Source organism: Paenibacillus sp. W4I10 (genome assembly GCF_030816325.1).
GTDB classification, from domain to species: Bacteria; Bacillota; Bacilli; order Paenibacillales; family Paenibacillaceae; genus Paenibacillus; species Paenibacillus amylolyticus_B.
On sequence record NZ_JAUSXX010000001.1, the window covers coordinates 4,555,064 to 4,571,844 of the forward strand.

The 16,781-nt window shown below is 48.6% G+C and carries 19 protein-coding genes and 1 riboswitch; of the genes, 8 read left to right on the forward strand and 11 right to left on the reverse strand.

Annotation, left to right across the window (positions count from 1 at the left end; translation table 11 throughout):
* Positions 1 to 68: 68 nt before the first annotated feature.
* The gene (locus tag QF049_RS20415) at positions 69 to 257 is read right to left on the reverse strand and encodes a hypothetical protein (protein ID WP_017690840.1); all 189 of its coding nucleotides are present in this window, start codon (positions 255 to 257) and stop codon (positions 69 to 71) included.
* A gap of 399 nt (positions 258 to 656) precedes the next feature.
* Between QF049_RS20415 and QF049_RS20420 the strand changes: the two genes are divergently transcribed.
* Both QF049_RS20420 and QF049_RS20425 read left to right on the forward strand, forming a co-directional pair.
* Entirely contained in the window at positions 657 to 935 is a 279-nt protein-coding gene (locus tag QF049_RS20420; protein WP_150364055.1) for a transposase, read from the forward strand.
* 93 nt (positions 936 to 1,028) lie between these two features.
* On the forward strand, positions 1,029 to 1,367 hold the full coding sequence (locus tag QF049_RS20425; protein ID WP_062837331.1) for a DUF4870 domain-containing protein: 339 nt from the start codon (positions 1,029 to 1,031) through the stop codon (positions 1,365 to 1,367).
* A gap of 281 nt (positions 1,368 to 1,648) precedes the next feature.
* Here QF049_RS20425 and QF049_RS20430 read toward each other — a convergent pair whose 3' ends face one another.
* Positions 1,649 to 3,010 (reverse strand): nucleobase:cation symporter-2 family protein, encoded by a 1,362-nt coding sequence (locus QF049_RS20430; RefSeq protein WP_307540129.1) that lies wholly within the window; start codon positions 3,008 to 3,010, stop codon positions 1,649 to 1,651.
* A 1-nt stretch (position 3,011) separates the two neighbouring features.
* Positions 3,012 to 3,599, reverse strand: coding sequence for a xanthine phosphoribosyltransferase (locus QF049_RS20435; RefSeq protein WP_307540132.1), 588 nt, complete (start codon positions 3,597 to 3,599; stop codon positions 3,012 to 3,014).
* Positions 3,600 to 3,654: 55 nt separating this feature from the next.
* On the opposite strand from QF049_RS20435, the gene QF049_RS20440 reads away from it, so the two are divergent.
* Positions 3,655 to 3,801, forward strand: a complete 147-nt coding sequence (locus tag QF049_RS20440) for a hypothetical protein (protein WP_192136455.1) — start codon at positions 3,655 to 3,657, stop codon at positions 3,799 to 3,801.
* A 96-nt stretch (positions 3,802 to 3,897) separates the two neighbouring features.
* A riboswitch (purine riboswitch) is annotated at positions 3,898 to 3,997 on the reverse strand.
* A 271-nt stretch (positions 3,998 to 4,268) separates the two neighbouring features.
* Entirely contained in the window at positions 4,269 to 4,763 is a 495-nt protein-coding gene (gene mscL / locus QF049_RS20445) for a large conductance mechanosensitive channel protein MscL (RefSeq protein ID WP_036613199.1), read from the forward strand.
* A gap of 241 nt (positions 4,764 to 5,004) precedes the next feature.
* Here mscL and QF049_RS20450 read toward each other — a convergent pair whose 3' ends face one another.
* Positions 5,005 to 5,307: a hypothetical protein gene (locus QF049_RS20450; RefSeq protein WP_017690846.1), complete on the reverse strand. Its 303-nt coding sequence runs from the start codon at positions 5,305 to 5,307 to the stop codon at positions 5,005 to 5,007.
* Positions 5,308 to 5,386: 79 nt separating this feature from the next.
* Here QF049_RS20450 and QF049_RS20455 point away from each other — a divergent pair, with 79 nt between their 5' ends.
* Positions 5,387 to 6,040 carry an NUDIX hydrolase gene (locus tag QF049_RS20455; RefSeq protein WP_307540136.1) on the forward strand — a complete coding sequence of 218 codons (654 nt, stop codon included), beginning with the start codon at positions 5,387 to 5,389 and terminating at the stop codon, positions 6,038 to 6,040.
* A 269-nt stretch (positions 6,041 to 6,309) separates the two neighbouring features.
* On the opposite strand, the gene QF049_RS20460 is transcribed toward QF049_RS20455, so the two are convergent.
* On the reverse strand, positions 6,310 to 7,116 hold the full coding sequence (locus QF049_RS20460; RefSeq protein WP_101315035.1) for a TrmB family transcriptional regulator: 807 nt from the start codon (positions 7,114 to 7,116) through the stop codon (positions 6,310 to 6,312).
* A gap of 73 nt (positions 7,117 to 7,189) precedes the next feature.
* Complete coding sequence (locus tag QF049_RS20465; protein WP_307540140.1) at positions 7,190 to 8,005, reverse strand: zinc ribbon domain-containing protein; 816 nt, start codon at positions 8,003 to 8,005, stop codon at positions 7,190 to 7,192.
* A gap of 349 nt (positions 8,006 to 8,354) precedes the next feature.
* Here QF049_RS20465 and QF049_RS20470 point away from each other — a divergent pair, with 349 nt between their 5' ends.
* Positions 8,355 to 10,928 carry a UvrD-helicase domain-containing protein gene (locus tag QF049_RS20470; RefSeq protein ID WP_307540142.1) on the forward strand — a complete coding sequence of 858 codons (2,574 nt, stop codon included), beginning with the start codon at positions 8,355 to 8,357 and terminating at the stop codon, positions 10,926 to 10,928.
* A gap of 97 nt (positions 10,929 to 11,025) precedes the next feature.
* Entirely contained in the window at positions 11,026 to 11,394 is a 369-nt protein-coding gene (locus QF049_RS20475; protein WP_124117824.1) for a hypothetical protein, read from the forward strand.
* A gap of 88 nt (positions 11,395 to 11,482) precedes the next feature.
* Here the strand turns inward: QF049_RS20475 and QF049_RS20480 are convergent, their stop codons facing one another.
* Genes QF049_RS20480 through QF049_RS20490 form a run of 3 tightly spaced genes read right to left on the reverse strand, consistent with a single transcriptional unit; the run spans position 11,483 to position 13,077 of the window.
* A complete protein-coding gene (locus QF049_RS20480) occupies positions 11,483 to 12,553 on the reverse strand; it encodes a Gfo/Idh/MocA family protein (protein WP_307540144.1) in 1,071 nt (356 codons plus the stop codon).
* Positions 12,554 to 12,600: 47 nt separating this feature from the next.
* On the reverse strand, positions 12,601 to 12,888 hold the full coding sequence (locus tag QF049_RS20485; RefSeq protein WP_373428277.1) for a GNAT family N-acetyltransferase: 288 nt from the start codon (positions 12,886 to 12,888) through the stop codon (positions 12,601 to 12,603).
* A 42-nt stretch (positions 12,889 to 12,930) separates the two neighbouring features.
* Complete coding sequence (locus QF049_RS20490) at positions 12,931 to 13,077, reverse strand: hypothetical protein (RefSeq protein ID WP_307540148.1); 147 nt, start codon at positions 13,075 to 13,077, stop codon at positions 12,931 to 12,933.
* 261 nt (positions 13,078 to 13,338) lie between these two features.
* Between QF049_RS20490 and QF049_RS20495 the strand changes: the two genes are divergently transcribed.
* Entirely contained in the window at positions 13,339 to 14,391 is a 1,053-nt protein-coding gene (locus tag QF049_RS20495) for a copper amine oxidase N-terminal domain-containing protein (RefSeq protein WP_307540150.1), read from the forward strand.
* Between the two features lie 475 nt (positions 14,392 to 14,866).
* Here the strand turns inward: QF049_RS20495 and QF049_RS20500 are convergent, their stop codons facing one another.
* Complete coding sequence (locus tag QF049_RS20500) at positions 14,867 to 15,268, reverse strand: RidA family protein (RefSeq protein ID WP_307540152.1); 402 nt, start codon at positions 15,266 to 15,268, stop codon at positions 14,867 to 14,869.
* Positions 15,269 to 15,500: 232 nt separating this feature from the next.
* Positions 15,501 to 16,469: a M15 family metallopeptidase gene (locus tag QF049_RS20505; protein ID WP_307540154.1), complete on the reverse strand. Its 969-nt coding sequence runs from the start codon at positions 16,467 to 16,469 to the stop codon at positions 15,501 to 15,503.
* Positions 16,470 to 16,781: the final 312 nt, after the last annotated feature.

The window sequence follows — 16,781 nt, forward strand, 5'->3', positions numbered from 1 at the left end:
CGGAGCTTATCGCCCGGGAGACGGTTCTATTCATTATCGGAACAGTATAATCAGAGTTGTGTGTTGTTTCAGGACACGGAAGAATCCATCTTGACAAGCTCATGCTCAACCACAGAAGTCAATTCTTCCTCGTATCCACCCGTAATCCGGTATTTTCTCACGTACTCCTTCACGAATTTTTTTGGATCTTTAGGACGGAAAATCCGAGTCATTTCCCTCAAACTTTCTTTGACCTCATTGTGACCTTTCGTTGCCATTGTAATTCCCTCCCAAAACGTTGAAAGTGAATGCTCCGTTTAGAGAATGCCGAATAAGTCTTAAATGCCATCCATGAAGTTGTGTGCGCGGCTTAAAGCAAGCTTTAGGTCGGGAACCTCGCTAGAAAGCAAGTACCTGACACTATAAATACCCGATATGATTCGGAATGAATCATAATCTTATTGTAGCATATTCGGAAGTATCTTACGACTTGACGATTTCCTCTAATAAATATAACGGTTTTCATGCCCAAAAAGTTTAATTCCGAATCATATGTAGGAATGCCGCCATTCTATACGGAATTAATATATCCAGCATAACACTGAACTATTCGGGGGATATTATCACGGACAACCCATACAGTTAAATTAATGGTATCTAAAAGGAGGCGCCGTTTCATGGAACGTAAAGAACAGGATATGCTGCCCCTTTCACATGAAAAGGTGGAAGTCGACGGAGTATATATTAACGAAGCCGGACGTGAGGAACATCTGCATCGCGGGCAACACTTCCCCGCAGATCCCGTTCTCGGCAAGTCAGAATGGAAGCTGACGGAGTATGCTTTTGATAATCACCATGATGGACGTACTGATGAACGTTTGGTTCCCAAAGAAAACGATACAGATAAAATGGGCAAGATCACAAACCCTCGCAGACAGATTGAGGGCGGAAGATAATATTGTTTGTTTAGTAGCTAGATAAATTCACCGGTTCAGTTCTGTCCATCTCCTTCATAGCCTAATAAAAAAGGTTAAAGGAGGCTGGACCGGATGTCCCCCATGAAATCGTCTAGCGGTCTGGATGAAAATATTGCCGGTATGCTGTGTTATCTATTTACCTTTGTAGGTGGCATTGTCTTTCTCGCGGTGGAGAAACGGAGTCGGTTTGTGTTATTTCATGCACTGCAATCCGTAACCGTCTTTGGCATCATTATGGTTGGGCATGTATTATCGGCTTTTCTTCCGTTGTTTGGGCCACTGGTGGCATCGCTGTTATCCCTGCTCGGTGTGGTGGTCTGGCTCATCATGGTGGTCACCAGCCTACAGGGGAAATGGCTAAAGCTGCCTTGGGTTGGCGATTTTGCAGAGAAACAGATGCGTCATCTGTAACTTTAGGAAGACATGATACAAAAAAAGACGATCCATCCCCTTAAGAATGGGGTGTGGATCGTCTTTTGATTATATATCTGGCTTGAACAGATATTCGTTGTTTCGCATGTAAAAGTGACTTGTTCATGTGGTTGAACATTCACAGTATAAATGATGTATGCCATAAACCATTCATGCTGTATATCACGATGTATTAACCTGCTTAAATTTTTATGTTGTTAAAGTTAAATTCCAAACCGTTAACATAATAATCATGCTGGATTATAGGTCTAGTTCGGCTATTAAGCCGACTTGCCTGTTTCTCCGAGGATGGCATCTGCCTGTTTCTCAGCCATCTTGGCGGCTGTTTCCTTGGTACCCAGACCGTTGAACAGCAGATTCATGAAGATCGCCGTGAAGCTGCCTGCAATGATACCATTACCGAGCATAATCTGAGCCCAGTCCGGTGCACCTGCGAACAACTCAGGCACAACGGTAACCCCAAGCCCCATACCTACAGAACAAGCGATGACAAACAGATTCTCATGTCGGTTCAGATCGACCTGACTACCGATAATTCGGATACCGGATGATACTACCATGCCGAACAAGGCCACCATGGCTCCGCCAAGAACTGCCCCTGGAACGAGCTGTGCAAGCGCAGCAATCTTTGGCACAAATCCGATGACCACCAGGATTCCACCAGCCACCACAATGACATCACGTGTCTTCACACGTGTCATCTGTACCAGTCCTACATTTTGCGAATACGTTGTATACGGGAATGAGTTGAAAATACCACCTAACACAATGGCTAGACCCTCTGCGCGATAACCGCGCGCCAGATCCTTGGACGACAGGTCCTTGTCCAGGATTTTGCCCAGAGCCATAAATACACCTGTGGACTCGGCCACGCTGACAATCGCCACCAGAATCATCGTCAGAATAGGTACAATCTCAAACGTCGGTCTGCCGAAGTAAAACGGCTGAACAACATGGAACCAACTTGCATCGCGAATAGGTGCAAAATTAACCTCACCCATGAACCCTGCTGCCACCGTACCTACGAGCAGACCAATCAGTACCGAGATGGAACGGATAAAACCTGTTGTGAATCGAGTCATTAAAATGATAAAGAGCAGCACGCCAAAACCGAGTAACAAGTTCACTCCGCTGCCGAAATCTTCTGACCCCTGACCGCCGCCCAGATCGTGGAAAGCAACCGGGATCAGAGTCAGACCAATAATGGTCACAACGGAACCTGTCACGACAGGAGGGAAAAGCCTAATCAGCTTCCCGAAGAGACCAGAGAAAATCAATACAAACAGCCCTGAAGCGATAATTGCCCCGTAAATAGCAGATACTCCACTGTTCATTCCGATGAGAATCATCGGAGACACGGCCTGGAATGCACAACCGAGCATGACAGGCAGCCCTACGCCGAAATATTTATTTCCCCATACCTGAAGCAATGTAGCCACACCACATGCAAGCAGGTCAATGGCAATAAGATAGGTTAGCTGTTCCTGTGTAAAACCTAATGCGTTACTAACGATCAATGGGACAACGACGGCTCCTGCATACATCGCAAGCACGTGCTGTAGTCCGAGTGAGAACGTTTTGATTGGATGACGATGACGCTGAAAAATACGTTCGCGTGCCATATTAATTCATGCCCTCCTCGTCCGCAAATGTAACCTGTCCATCCGACAGTGCCCCGATGCGAACCAGCGATTCCACACGGTATCCTGCTTCTTTCAGCAAGCGACCTCCCGGCTGGAATGCTTTTTCAATAACGATACCGATACCTACCACTTCTGCTCCAACCTGCTCCACAATACGAGCCAGACCAAATGCTGCTTCACCATTCGCCAGAAAATCATCAATGATCAGCACGCGATCACCAGGCTTCATGAATTTCTTGGCAACGGTAATTTCATTCGTCTCCTGCTTCGTGAAGGAGTAGACCTTCTCCACCAGAATGTCTTCGGTCAGTGTGAGCGACTTCTGCTTCCGTGCAAAAATAAGCGGTACGTTCAGCTCCAACGCGGTCATGATGCCTGGTGCGATCCCTGACGACTCAATCGTCAGCACACGTGTGATATTCTCTCCTTCAAAGCGGCGAATGAATTCCTTGCCCACTTCCTTCATCAGAACCGGGTCCATCTGGTGGTTCAGGAATGAATCCACTTTAAGTACTTGCTCGGACAGGACGATACCTTCCTGTCTTACCTTGTCTTTTAACAATTGCATTGTAATTCTTCCTCCTGAATGCCCTCCGCAGAAGCTCACACGCTCTTCCAATCGGATGGTAAAAAAGCAAAAAGCCCGCCTTTTCACACGCTGCGGAATAACCGGAGACGGGAAAGACGGACTTGTACGTATATGGACAAGCCGTATGGATGCTGCAAGTGTACTGGATGGACCGAATGACAGGAATTCAATCCTGATATGAGAAACTTCAAACAGTGTAATCGGAAACAGATAAAAGCCACTTGAACCTGCTCTTCAGTGAAACTGTCTGAGAATGATCTCATGCCAACCATACAAAACATTGCAACATCTTTCCCGTAGTCCGATCATTCCGGTGATCGGGTAGAGACATGCAGGCCTATTCCTGCACATATACGAGTAACGGCATATTTAATTTTTTGGCTCCATGATTCGTTACAATGTATGATCGCGAACCTGAATGTACATGGTTAAACATAACTGACAATGTTAGAAGTATACCGAATCGGCGGCGTGAAATAAAGAAGTATTTTCATGGAAGTTGCGGAAACTTGTCTTAATTTGCAAACAGGGGGTGATAGGAATCATTTTTTTATGTACAATATGAGAACGGAAGCGCGGATCTGAACGGAGAATGGATGGAAACGCGGCCTATATTTTGAATTGAATGATCAAAGGAGATATGCAAACATGAAAGGCGTACTTAACGAATTCAAGGAATTTGCCGTCCGCGGCAACGTCATCGATCTGGCGGTCGGTGTCATTATTGGGGCTGCTTTTGGTAAAATCGTCACATCCCTTGTGAATGATATCATCATGCCCCCGGTTGGAAAACTGATGGGTGGAATCGACTTCAGTCAGAAAATCATCAACCTGGACCGGGATATCAAAACTGCAAACGGACAGGACATCACCACACTCGCTCAAGCCAACGAAGCTGGGGCTACCGTAATCGCTTATGGTCAGTTCATCAACGTCATGATTGATTTTCTTATCGTTGCGTTCTGTATCTTCATGCTTGTGAAGGGTATCAACTACCTCAAAAGCAAGGAACATAAAAAGCCCGAGCCGCAAAAAACGACCAAGGCTTGCAAGTATTGCCTATCTGAAATTCCAGCCGCAGCTACCCGCTGCTCGCACTGTACTTCAGAACTGGAAGCAGAAGGAACCGGCGCTCTAGCATAATCACAATGAACGTATAAAGACGCACCGAGTTGAATTACGGATATAAATCCTGATGCGGGGGACAACCTCTTACTTGCTAGGGTATATGTATGAAAAGCTAGCCATATGGGCTTCATTAACAAAGGTTGCGTAGCTTAATGGTTTGAAGGTTCCACCGTAAAGGTGGGGCCTTTTTTTGTGCCTAACATACATGTGTTACACGTGCTCCCCCATGAATGTCATTTGCAGCCATGCTCATGAACTAGAAACGGCGTGGCAGCAAATGCTCCAGGATCGACTTCAGATCTTTATCTTCCTTGTAAACTTCTTCCCCAGTATCAAGCTCTGTCACGCGAATATATTCAAAGTTTGCCGAAGCATCCACTGGCTTGAACAACAACTGGGCCTCATCTTCCAAACGTACATTAAATCCCATATCCTTAAACATGCTGCTTAACTGACTGTTAGCCGGTTCCTGACCTTGCCCTACAAATATAAGTCCTCTAAGACTTTTACGTTCCTGAGGTTGCGGATAAATCACCTGAAAGTGTACAATGCATTCCATACGATCGTTCCCCTTTCGTTTAAAACATACTTTGTGAAATTTTGAACTTTAAAATCTGCTATATAAGGAGATACGTATCATGACCCCAGAACGTTTCGACATTTATGACGATCAGCAAAATTGGATCGGCACTTCACTACGCAGCGAGGTCCATGCCAAAGGATATTGGCACCGTTCATTCCACTGCTGGATTGTGCGTGACAAAGGCGAGCAGCGACGGGTTCTTTTTCAGCGGCGGCGTGATATTAAGGATACCTTTCCCGGATGTTACGACATTACAGCAGCAGGCCATCTTACCGCAGGTGAACAACTGCAAGACGCCAGTCGTGAGCTGGAGGAAGAACTGGGTGTGAATACTCCATTCGAGGCACTAACCTATCTACTCACGGCTACACAGCAGCTCCAAGGAGAGGTCCGTGGTATCCCATTTATAGATCGGGAATTCAGCGCGGTCTATGGATTATGTCTGAACCAGCCGCTCGAAGCCTACGTTCTGCAGCCCAGCGAGGTGGATAGCCTGTATGAAGTGCCGCTGGATGATCTACTCGCTTTGTTTCGTAATGAGATCGACGTCATTCAAGCTACCGGAGTTCAGACTCACCCGTCTAGTGATCATGTAGCTGATGAACCGGAACGTATCGTTCGCGAGATTCGGGCAACGGAATTTGTACCCCATGGTACAGCTTATTATACGGATGTGCTCGAAGCTCTATATCACGTGCCCAAAGAGTGATCATGTAGGATCCTGTTCAACCCGATCCAGTTCAATCGAATGTTCATAGCTTCATTTTCTCAAAAATAGCATAACTTCATACCTTTACTATCGACTTGACTGGGAACAGATGCTGTGACGAACATCACTGTCATATCTCAAACCAGCACAAACAGGCGTCTGCCTTCGGGCAGCGCCTGCTTTATGTACACACGTATTCGTTTCATCAAGATAGGTACGTTTGTGCTGGCATGTTCACTCCATCAGAGGTGAATTAGTCGCCGATCTGTCTAGCTCTGGTCACCCTCTCCTGAAGGAGAAGACCAATAACGCGCAGAGAGTTCTTCGTACCGATGCCCGTAGCGGGACTCCAGTTCCTCACCCATATCCTGTTCCAGTTCGTACAACACCAGCTCTTGAGCAAAATGATTCAGCAGCAGTCCGGTCATTACCGGATGCTCCGTCACCACTGCCTGTGTGGCGCATGATTCCCCGCGCATGCCCAGCATGCACCAGCGGCGATCGACCACCAGGGAAAATTTCCGACCATTACCTGTACCATACATAGGCAAACCTGGCCAAGGGACAGGCTGATCCAGCATGCCTTCACCACCATCACACGACCATAACAGCCGCACACCCCGAGCTTCAGCCTGCTGTAAGTCATTACGCAGCAGCTCTGCCTCTTCACGCCAGACGTCTACAACAATCTCATGCTGCGCCTCGGCCAATTCACGGCTCAGATTCTCAAACACATTTTTGTCCCCTTCGACGTTATAGAAGACAGGCTTTTCCGGTTCACTCTTGGGCATGCTGCTCTGAACATAATCCAGTGAGGTACGCATTTGATCGGAGATCATACGTGTCATCTCCTCCGGCTTCAGCACACTATACTTCGCCGGCTCCCCCGGACTACACCGCAAGAACCCACGCTGTTCCAGCCGTTGCAGGGTCGCATATACATTGGAACGGGACACGCCCAGCCGCTTCGCAACCTCATATCCTGAGGCTGATCCCTGACGGGCGAGTTCCACCATAATTTTAGATTCCATCTCGGTAAACCCGAGATGACGCAAATGATGCAGCAGTTGGTCCATATTCCCGTCCCCCCATGCTGTCAGCAACCCGCACTGCCTCACACTGATGCGGCAGTGCTTCTACTGCATCAGATCAGATCTGTTCAGCACCACAGCGCGGGCACCACTTCGAACCTTTGGGCAGCTCGGCTGCACAAATCTGACAATTCACCATTTCGCGTGACACTTCGGTCTGTACGTCCACCGTGTTCACAATCGGGTTATTTTCTTTCCAGTAGCGGATGCGTTCGTCCAGTTCCTGCTGACGCTCGCGTTCCCGTTGCATCTCTTCATCTCTGCGGCGTTCCCACTCTGCATCGAACGCTTCCTTTTCTTCCTGGGTAAATTCCGTACTGTTATATTCCGATTCTGTCTCCAGATCGGCTATGGACGGAATGACTGTGTGATACGGCTCATCTTCCTCCAGTTCCAATTCTGGTGGCGCATCGTAGAAGTCCGGCTCCGGAGTTTGGGTCTGAGTTACAGCTACCTCCTGTCTCGCGGCTGTGGTGGCTCCTGCGACTCCTGCTGCTCCTACTTTAGGCGCTGCTGTCTTGAGTTCACCCAACTTGCGTCCGCATTTAGGGCAGAAGTTGGCATCCAGGGAAGCGACGTGTCCACATTCGCACAACCGTTCGTTCTTAAGTTGTGCAATCTTGTTGCGCAGACCATCAATCTCGTCCTGCAATTCGTCGCAGAGCTGCGACAGATCCACCATTTCTTTTTCCGCACGCGTCATATCCTGTGCCCGATAACCCTCATAGAAGATGCGACCCATATCTGTAAAATGGACTTCCTGTTCCTGTTGCAAGCCCACAATCTGGTTGTTCAATTTCCCAATCTCAACGGCGTGTTGGGCACGCTCTGTTGCTTTGTTCGCTCCGTCTTTGATGCGCTGAAGCAGTTTCATGACCATTCCTCCTCTGTCCCGTCAAAACCAATATTATCATTTCTATTTAGTAGTAAATTAGCATATTACATCCTTCATGCAAAATGCTCAGGCATATAACTTATACGATATCATGCCAAAAAGTTGCGTAATTTCGTGCAGGTGCCCGTTTTATACCGATACTGGATGAAATCGGGGGCTTTCGTCAAGACCATATGTTCGGGTATAATGAAGCTTTGGCCATACTTAACCGCCTGATTAGGCGACTAACTCTATCATACCAATTTACAATGTGATTGTGAAAAGGGCAAATGGTTTACTTTTAGCCGGGATAGTCCTATCCCTGAATGCATACAGAGGTGGATGAAACATGTTAAGTCCGAACTCAACGTTCTACCCCCGTCCGCTCGGGGTTACCCCGGCGGCGTCCCTGCCCCAGTCCCCGTCTGCTCCGCTGGAGACCAGTCGGCAACTCGTGGGTAATGAGCAACAGGATGCCTTTTATTTTCGCTCTCTGGAAGAGGCAGGTATCAAGTTAAACGCACCACAAATCTCGGCAGTCCGTCACGGCAGAGGACCGATCCTGACGCTCGCCGGAGCCGGTTGTGGCAAAACAACTGTACTGGCCGCAAGAGCCGGCTACCTCATAGAGGTCAGTGGCGTACATGCAGGCAGTATCCTGCTGGTGACGTTCACGAACAAAGCCGCCACCGAGATGAAAGACCGGATCGCCGCATTGCCAGGTATACGCCCGGCAGCCGCGAGAGCCGTACAGGCTCGCACCTTTCACTCTTTTGCGCTGACATTACTGCGTCATTACGGTGTGCAGGAAGAGATCTTTGGTGAGTCGCGGGCTCAGCATACGGTGCTGAAGATGCTTCTTCGCCAAAATGGCATGAGTGAAGCCTTCCAGCCTGAAAGTCTGCTGGCCATGCTGTCCGCATGGAAGATGCAAGGATCGGAAACAACTGATCTGCCTGAAAAATCGCAGGAAGAACGCGATGCCAAGCGTGTTCTACTTGGTTACGAAGCCTGGAAGCAGGAGCGGGGCAAAATGGACTTTGACGATATTTTACTGCGCGCTGCCGCTCTGCTTCGTGACCCTGCTGTCCTGGGGCCGCTTCAGAAGCGTTTTCAGTACATTATGGTGGATGAGTTCCAGGATACCAATCATCTGCAGTATGAAATTGTGCAAAAACTGGCTTCCGCCCACCGCAATCTGATGGTTGTGGGAGACGATGACCAGACGATCTATACCTTTAATGGCGCACGCCAGGAATCGATTTTGGAATTCGATAAAGTATACCCCGGTGCACGCATTGTGACGCTGGATATTAATTATCGTAGTGATGCACGTATTCTGGGACTCGGAAGTGAACTGGTCGCCCGCAATAAACGCAGACGTGACAAACGGCTGCGTGCTGCCGGAAACCGTGGAGATGCGCCTCGCTTCGCTACACCTTCCAATGCAGAGGAAGAAGCGGCGTGGGTTGTAAACCAGCTGTGTCAACAGGTTGAAGAAGGGCAGCACACCTATCGTGATATTGCGATTCTTCACCGGACAGCAAGCAGCAGCCGGGCTGTATTTGAGCAGCTTGTGTTGAAAGATGTGCCTTTTGTACAGCACGGTGCTTCTCCGGTGTTCTATGACCAGTCTCTCATCAGACCCCTGATGGATCATTTGCGTCTGTCTCTTGATCCACGTGCCATGGATGCTCTCCCAAGTGCGCTGGGACCGCTCTATGTATCACGGGATGCAGGGCTGGAGTGGATTCAGCGCTGTGAACAACAACAGGCGAAGAAATATCCGCTCATTCATCTGGTGAAATGGGACAAGCTGAAACCGTTCCAGCAGGAACAGGTCAAAGAACGCATCAAGCTGATCAAATCACTGCACAAACTAAAACCCATCATCGCCATTCAGGAGATGCGCAGGCAGTTCTACGACAAGTATATGGAAAGTGGTGATCCCAGCATCTTCACCCATTATAAGGAAACGATGCTGGAAACCCTGGATGAATTCGAAGCTGCTGTCAAAAAATTCGAAACGGTAGAAGAGTTCATCCAATTCGCGGATGAACTCTCCCGCAGACACCGTGAGATGGAATCTCTGCGCCGCGCACAGGACAGTGACGCAGTACAGCTGATGACGATCCACCGGGCCAAAGGACTGGAGTTCCCTTGTGTGTACTGGATTGGAGCCAGTGAAGGCATTGTACCTCACAGTACAGCACTTCGCCAGGATATCCCTGAGGATCAGAAAGCCGCGCTTGCTATGCAGCAGACAGACGCCGAACTGGACATGGCGCTGGAGGAAGAACGCAGGCTCGCCTACGTTGCCATCACACGGGCCAAGCAGTACTTGTATGTCACTTCACCGGCGAGCCATCACGGAAAACCAGCGGATGTGTCCCGTTTCCTGCTTGAAGCCTTCGGCATGGAAGTTCCGGACAAACGTAAACCTCGTGAGGAGAGCCGGACGAGCGGTCAGACTTCATATGGTAAAGGTAATGGACAGTATGCCCGCTCGGGCTCGGGTGCCCGTTCCGAAGGTCGGGATGTGGCACAGCGTCGTGCCATCAGCCACAGTGACCGTCGAGACTTTGAGGTCCACAACGAACGTGATGAGGATCGCCTCGGTGAACGGCGTGGTAGTGGGGAGATTCGCAACCATAAGGCATTCAGCACCACGGGTGTGAGTCCGACAGCTGCGAATTCCTCAAGTTCACATTCGCACACTTCAGGTTCAGGTAATGCTGAGCGTACGGAGACCGTTGCGGTCTGGAAGTGCAGTTCATCCACCTGTAAAGCGTGGCTAAGACAGAAGCCGGCTGTGCCTTCAAAAGCAACCAAGAAGGCAGGCCCTCCCGCCTGTCCCCTGTGTTCAGGATCGATGGAGGCCGGTACCCGCCAGGTGCCCGTAACGGGGAGATTTGGGAAATAAACGAAACGGGATACCGTTATAGCTCGTTTCAGGGCGCTTTTTGCTGTTTATTAACAGTAGAAGCGTCTTTTTTCCATTTCAGAATGGGGGTTGGATTATGCAGGACGGCAAACAACATCTGTATGTATCGGTAACACATAATCTTATTGAGCAAACCAAGAACGAATCTACACCCTTTGAGGTGTTGGTGGATGACGAACAGTTGGGCCGATTAAAAGATCTGATGAAGGTGCTGGAGGATGACGATGCCTATACATTGCAACGGGCGCCGGTACCCTACAAATCAGCAGACCACGATGAGGCAACAGAGCAATTTTCGGATGGTATGACCTTGCTGTATACCTTTCTGTATGACCATGGCACGCCGGATACCCGGCAGGCAATTGAGAGCATGAACGTGCTTCCAAGGCTGCAGGATACGGATTATGATGACCCTGGATACGAGAATTCACCACTGAACAAATGACCTGATGCCAAAAAGCATGCGTAACCGCAAATCACGCGGAAGACGCATGCTTTTGTTATATGAAGGACAACTGTCATGTAAAATCAACTCAATCCAGACGAATCTCCTGTCCTTTGTCAGCGGATTCGTAGATTCCGCACAGCATGCGTGTGGAAGCCACCCCATCTGCAATTGGGCTGATCGGCTCTGTACCGTTCAGACAACAATCCACAAAGTGGTCAATCTGGTTCTGGAATGCACTATGAATATGGAGACCCGTATTGTCCGTCTGGGGTTCAATATTCAGGATGGTATTATTTTTCTCCGTGACGATCAGTGTCTCCGGCTCTAGTTCGAACCCACCACGCTCGCCGTATAATTTCACAGAAGACTCATCTCCGCGTGCATGAAGGGTAAAGCTCACATCCACCGCCAGCGAAGCCCCGTTTTCAAACCGAATGAGTGCATTCGCCATATCTTCCACGTCATTCACAGCTGCGCTGTAGTCGGCTGCTTTGTAAAAAGAAAGATGTTCGATATGGGCACGATTGCCCAGTTTCCGATACGTATTACCGCTGACGGAAACAGGCTTGGGCTTGCCCATCAAATACCAACACTGGTCAATGATATGTACGCCCAGATCAATCAGGGGACCTCCGCCGGACCGGCTTTTGTCAGCGAACCAGCCGCCTGGATTACCGTGTCGGCGCAGAATGGAAGCTTTGGCATAATACAGTTCACCAAACTCCCCGGCATCAATGAATCTGCGCATCATCTGCATATTGTTGTCATATCGACGCACAAATCCAACGATAAAGGTACGTCCGCTCTTCTTCACCGCTTCTTCAATCCGCAGTGCATCTTCCACATTGGTTGCCACCGGTTTCTCCAGCAACACATGCTTGCCTGCCTCCAGTGCAGCAATGGCAAATTCGGCGTGTGTATTATTCCAGGTACAGATACTGACAGCATCCACATGCGGGTCCTCCAGCATCTCCCGATAATCGGTGTATACGGATTGGGCATCGTACTTCTGCGCAGCAGCCTTAGCCCGTTCTTCGTTCAGATCGCAGATGGCATAGATGACGGCATCCTCGTTTTTGGCATAACACCTCATATGAAGATCCGAGATTGATCCTGTACCGATCATTCCAATGTGTAACATTTGTTTCGTGCTCATCATCGTCCTCCCTTCCTTTTCCACAACTTCCACAACTTCATTATCGTCTAGTCTGCCCGCAGCATGCCTTCGTAAATACCCGGCGTTGAATTTTCGATCTTCACGGCACCCAGCGTCCGGGCATAGAAATCCACAGGTCCCGCTGATCCGATAATCGCATATCCGTACCCATCCGCCTTCATCGCATGCATACAGGCCAATAACAGGGCTGTGCCTACACCTTTGCCCCGTGCATCTTGGCTCACGCCTGTCGGTCCAAAGAAGTTCCTGCATGTCGCTTCGTAACAGGCAAATCCGATCATTTTTCCATGCTCAACGGCAATATAACAGGACACGGGCTGACGTGCAAAAGCGACCTCACATTCATCCACCCAAGCCTAGCTAAAATGTGACCTCACCCAATCCAGTACAAGCTGTTTCTCTGGGGCAATGGCTCTTCGAATCACAATGGAAGATTCCTCCAGTTCTCTCAGTCCACTCTCTTGCTCCGGTAAACGATAGAGCGCTACTAACATATCACTCATCTAATCGGTTCCTCCTCGTACTTGAATGTGAAATAGGACAACGGTTTGGCCACCTACCTGAAATTAACCTGATCCTGCTGCGGATAACCTGCAATACAAGCGATATTTCAAATCTTAACTAACATACCGCTTAGATTCATTGCGTGCCAACTGCAACACTGAGACGATATGTCCCGTCTATTAACTTGAAGCGTGGCCCTAAGGAAGATTTTACCGCGACATTACAAAGATTAGAAGGGATGAATATTGATGAATAACAACATGAAAAAAGTAAGTGCGCTGATGGCCCTATCCATGGCATTGGGTGGTGGAGCCGCTTATGCAGCAACACTGGACAACACACAACCAGTCCATCAAACATCCGTTTCAGCAGATAGTAACGCAGCTGATGCAGTAAACGTATCCGTGAATGGTGCATCCATCTCCGATGGTTATTGGAACAAGGATGGCAAAGTAGCCATGATTCCACTGCGTGATCTTACCGAAGCACTGGGTATTGAACTGAAATGGCATAAAGAAAATAAAACCGCAGAGCTGACGCGAGGTGTTCTCTGGACACAGGTAATCACAGGCAAAGATCAATATTCCGTAAATAAAATGCTGCTCACGCTGGGTACAGCACCCGAAATCACAGGCGGCACGTTGTATGTACCGGCTTCTTTTGCCGAAAAGGTACTGCATGGACAAGTGAACACAACAGGAAATCAGGTGACGATCTCTAGTGAAGAGGACGTGAAGACGATTACTGAGCGTGGTGTGATTACCAGAATTTCGAACCAGGATAAATACAAGTCCATCCAGATTGGCGGTGCAGGGTTGGATGGCATTGTGCTCAATCTGAGCGATGAGACAAAATTCATCTCCGTTGAGGGAAAAGAGATTGCACTGACTGATCTGGCCATCGGCATGAACGTGGAAGCTGAGCATTCCCTGATCACTACCCGCAGTCTGCCACCACAAACGCCTACCTATACAGTCACTGTGCTGGATGACGCTGCGGAATCACAATTGAAAGACGTTCTGGGGACAGCGGGTACAATTGAAAATGTAACAACAGCTGAAGGCAGCATCTCACAGATTGAGATCACAGGTACACGATTAACTGAAACCGCTCCTGACCATGTCGTGCTGAATATCGCTAAAGATACGCTGCTCGTGAATCACGAAGGCGAAACGGTAAAGGCCGAAGAACTGACTAAAGGAACTAAAGTGATCGGTTTTTACAGCCCTATGCTAACTCGCAGTTTGCCTCCAATCGGAACGGCATGGAAAGTGGTTGTTGAAACACCAGCAGCACAACCGGAAGCGAAATAAATCGATTAGAAATGCGACTGGCTGAAACACATGTTATATGTTGTTGCAGACGACCATTTGCATCGCTTAGCGCGGGGTCATGAGTGTGTGGAGCATCATAATGACCAGCCATCCTCATGTAGCTCCTGGCGCGCGGGGTCATGAGTTTGGCGCATCAAGAGCTCAGCCGTGCGGCCAGGCGGCGAAGTCAATTCAAAATAACCTTATCCGCTTGTCTTCTGACAAGCACGGGTAAGGTTATTTTTTTGGGTTTGTTGGTTTTTAGTTTTTAGTTTTTTAGATCGTGTCTTCAAACTTGCTCCAAAGCGAAGCGTACCTGAAACTTGTCCGGAGCAGACACGTGCGATGTGCACTGCATACGAAATACATTGCTTACCGAATGTAAGAGCAAGCGGAGTTAACGCTAACGAATCTGGGGCGTCTTATTCAAGGATTTGAGGCACCGGCCGAAATCTAAGGAATCTCACCGTCAGAATCAACCGGCTCGGGTTTCATCTTCAACGATCGCTTCCACTTCAATCTCAACCATCAACAAGGGATCAATGAGTGCGCTAACTTCAACCATGGTGGCTACAGGCTGGATCTGTCCAAAAAATTCACCGTGTGCCTTGCCAACTTCCTCCCATCTGGAGATATCGGTCACAAACATCCGGGTTCTCACCACATGCGACATGTCAGCCCCCAGTTCTTTCAGTGCATTCTCGATCGTCTGCAAAACGAACCTTGTCTGTGCATACGGATCACCTGCCCCAACAACTACACCATCTTGCATCGCGGTTGTACCCGCCACTTCAATTCGGTTCCCTACCCGGATAGCACGGCAATATCCCACCAACGGTTCCCATGGGGAGCCGGTAAAAACCTGCTGTCTGCTCATTCTCTCGTCCCTCGCTTTGGTTGTATTTGTCTCTTCAAATTAAACATGAATTATATCAGTCCCCCATCATCTCAGACAATGGAATGAAGTTTAATTCTATCTTAACTCCATTAACATTATTGCACAGAAAAAAATCCCCTGAATGATTGCCCATTGGTTAGATCAAGGACGGTTCATTCGGGGATTTATGAGAATTAGTACTTTTCTTTTTCTTTAAGGATGAAACATCAAATTACAACTTGATATTAGCCTCATCGAAGTATTCTTCCAGAGTTAACCCACTCTTCGCCACATCCGGTGCCAAATCTGTACCGATGTACCGGATATGCCAAGGCTCATAGACGTACCCTGTGGTATCTTCTTCACCTTGCAGATAACGGATGACATATCCGTATTCTGCAGCGTGTTCAGCCAACCACTGGCCTTCCTTCGATGTGCCAAATACCTCTTCCAACACATTGCCCACACTCGGGCTGGATACATCAATGGCAAGACCGGTCTGATGTTCGCTTCGGCCTGGAACAGAGCTCACGCGATCCGTGTATTCTTGACCTTTGGTTTTGACATTATTGTTATAGATGGATACCTGTCGCTGATATGAACGATAACCGGACACCGCACGAAGCTCAATGCCATCCGCTTTTGCACCTGCAAACAACTTCTCCAGTGCCTCCGCTGCTTCCTTGCGCATATGCCGCTTCTCGTGTGGTTCGTCGAAGGAGAACGGTACATTCGGCTCTACCAGATCGTTCGGCTCATACCCGTCAGGCAGACTCCGTTGCTTGTTCACAATGACGGTCATAGACTCGGCATTGGTCACCACGGATTGTGCATCAATCGTCGTTTGCAGTGCGCTGATACTGCGTTTCTCCAGCAATGGATCTTCCGCTGTCGCACCATTCCCATTGTCCGAAGAGCCCTGCCCTTCGCCCGCTGAAGCATTCCCAGACTCGCTATTCGTGCCTTCACCGCTGTTGCCAGAAGATGATGTGTCATCCCCGCCAGCATTGTCGCCATCCGTTCCTTTATCCTCCGTAAAATGAACCGTTGTGCCGTCTGACTCTTGTTGTGTGTTACCTGCTCCATTCGGATCCTGGCTCTCCTCTGTGCCATTCTGGCAAGCGGTAAGCAGTGCCCCGCATATCATCAATGAGGACAGCATAACCACGATGCGGCGCTGTCTTCCTGTAGTTGATTTCATGTAAAAACTCCTATCGCAATAATATAAATGTTATATAGTTGTCTGCGTGCAGTGTTCCCTGCGACAGTATACCTTAATTGGGAGCGAAGCTCCACCGGTAAAGACGTCCTTTAGAAGAGATCCGAATGAACATATACGGGCTGTACAGCCTGTATGATCGTTTTTTGGACTTTTAGAGCAACATCCCCGTGCTGTACACAATAAAAGTGAAATGGGAATATGCCTTCATATATCCAATACGCAAACAAGTGATTATACCGAGATGCACTTTACTAATGGCATTGTTGGATAAAGACAAAATTCATCTTGTAC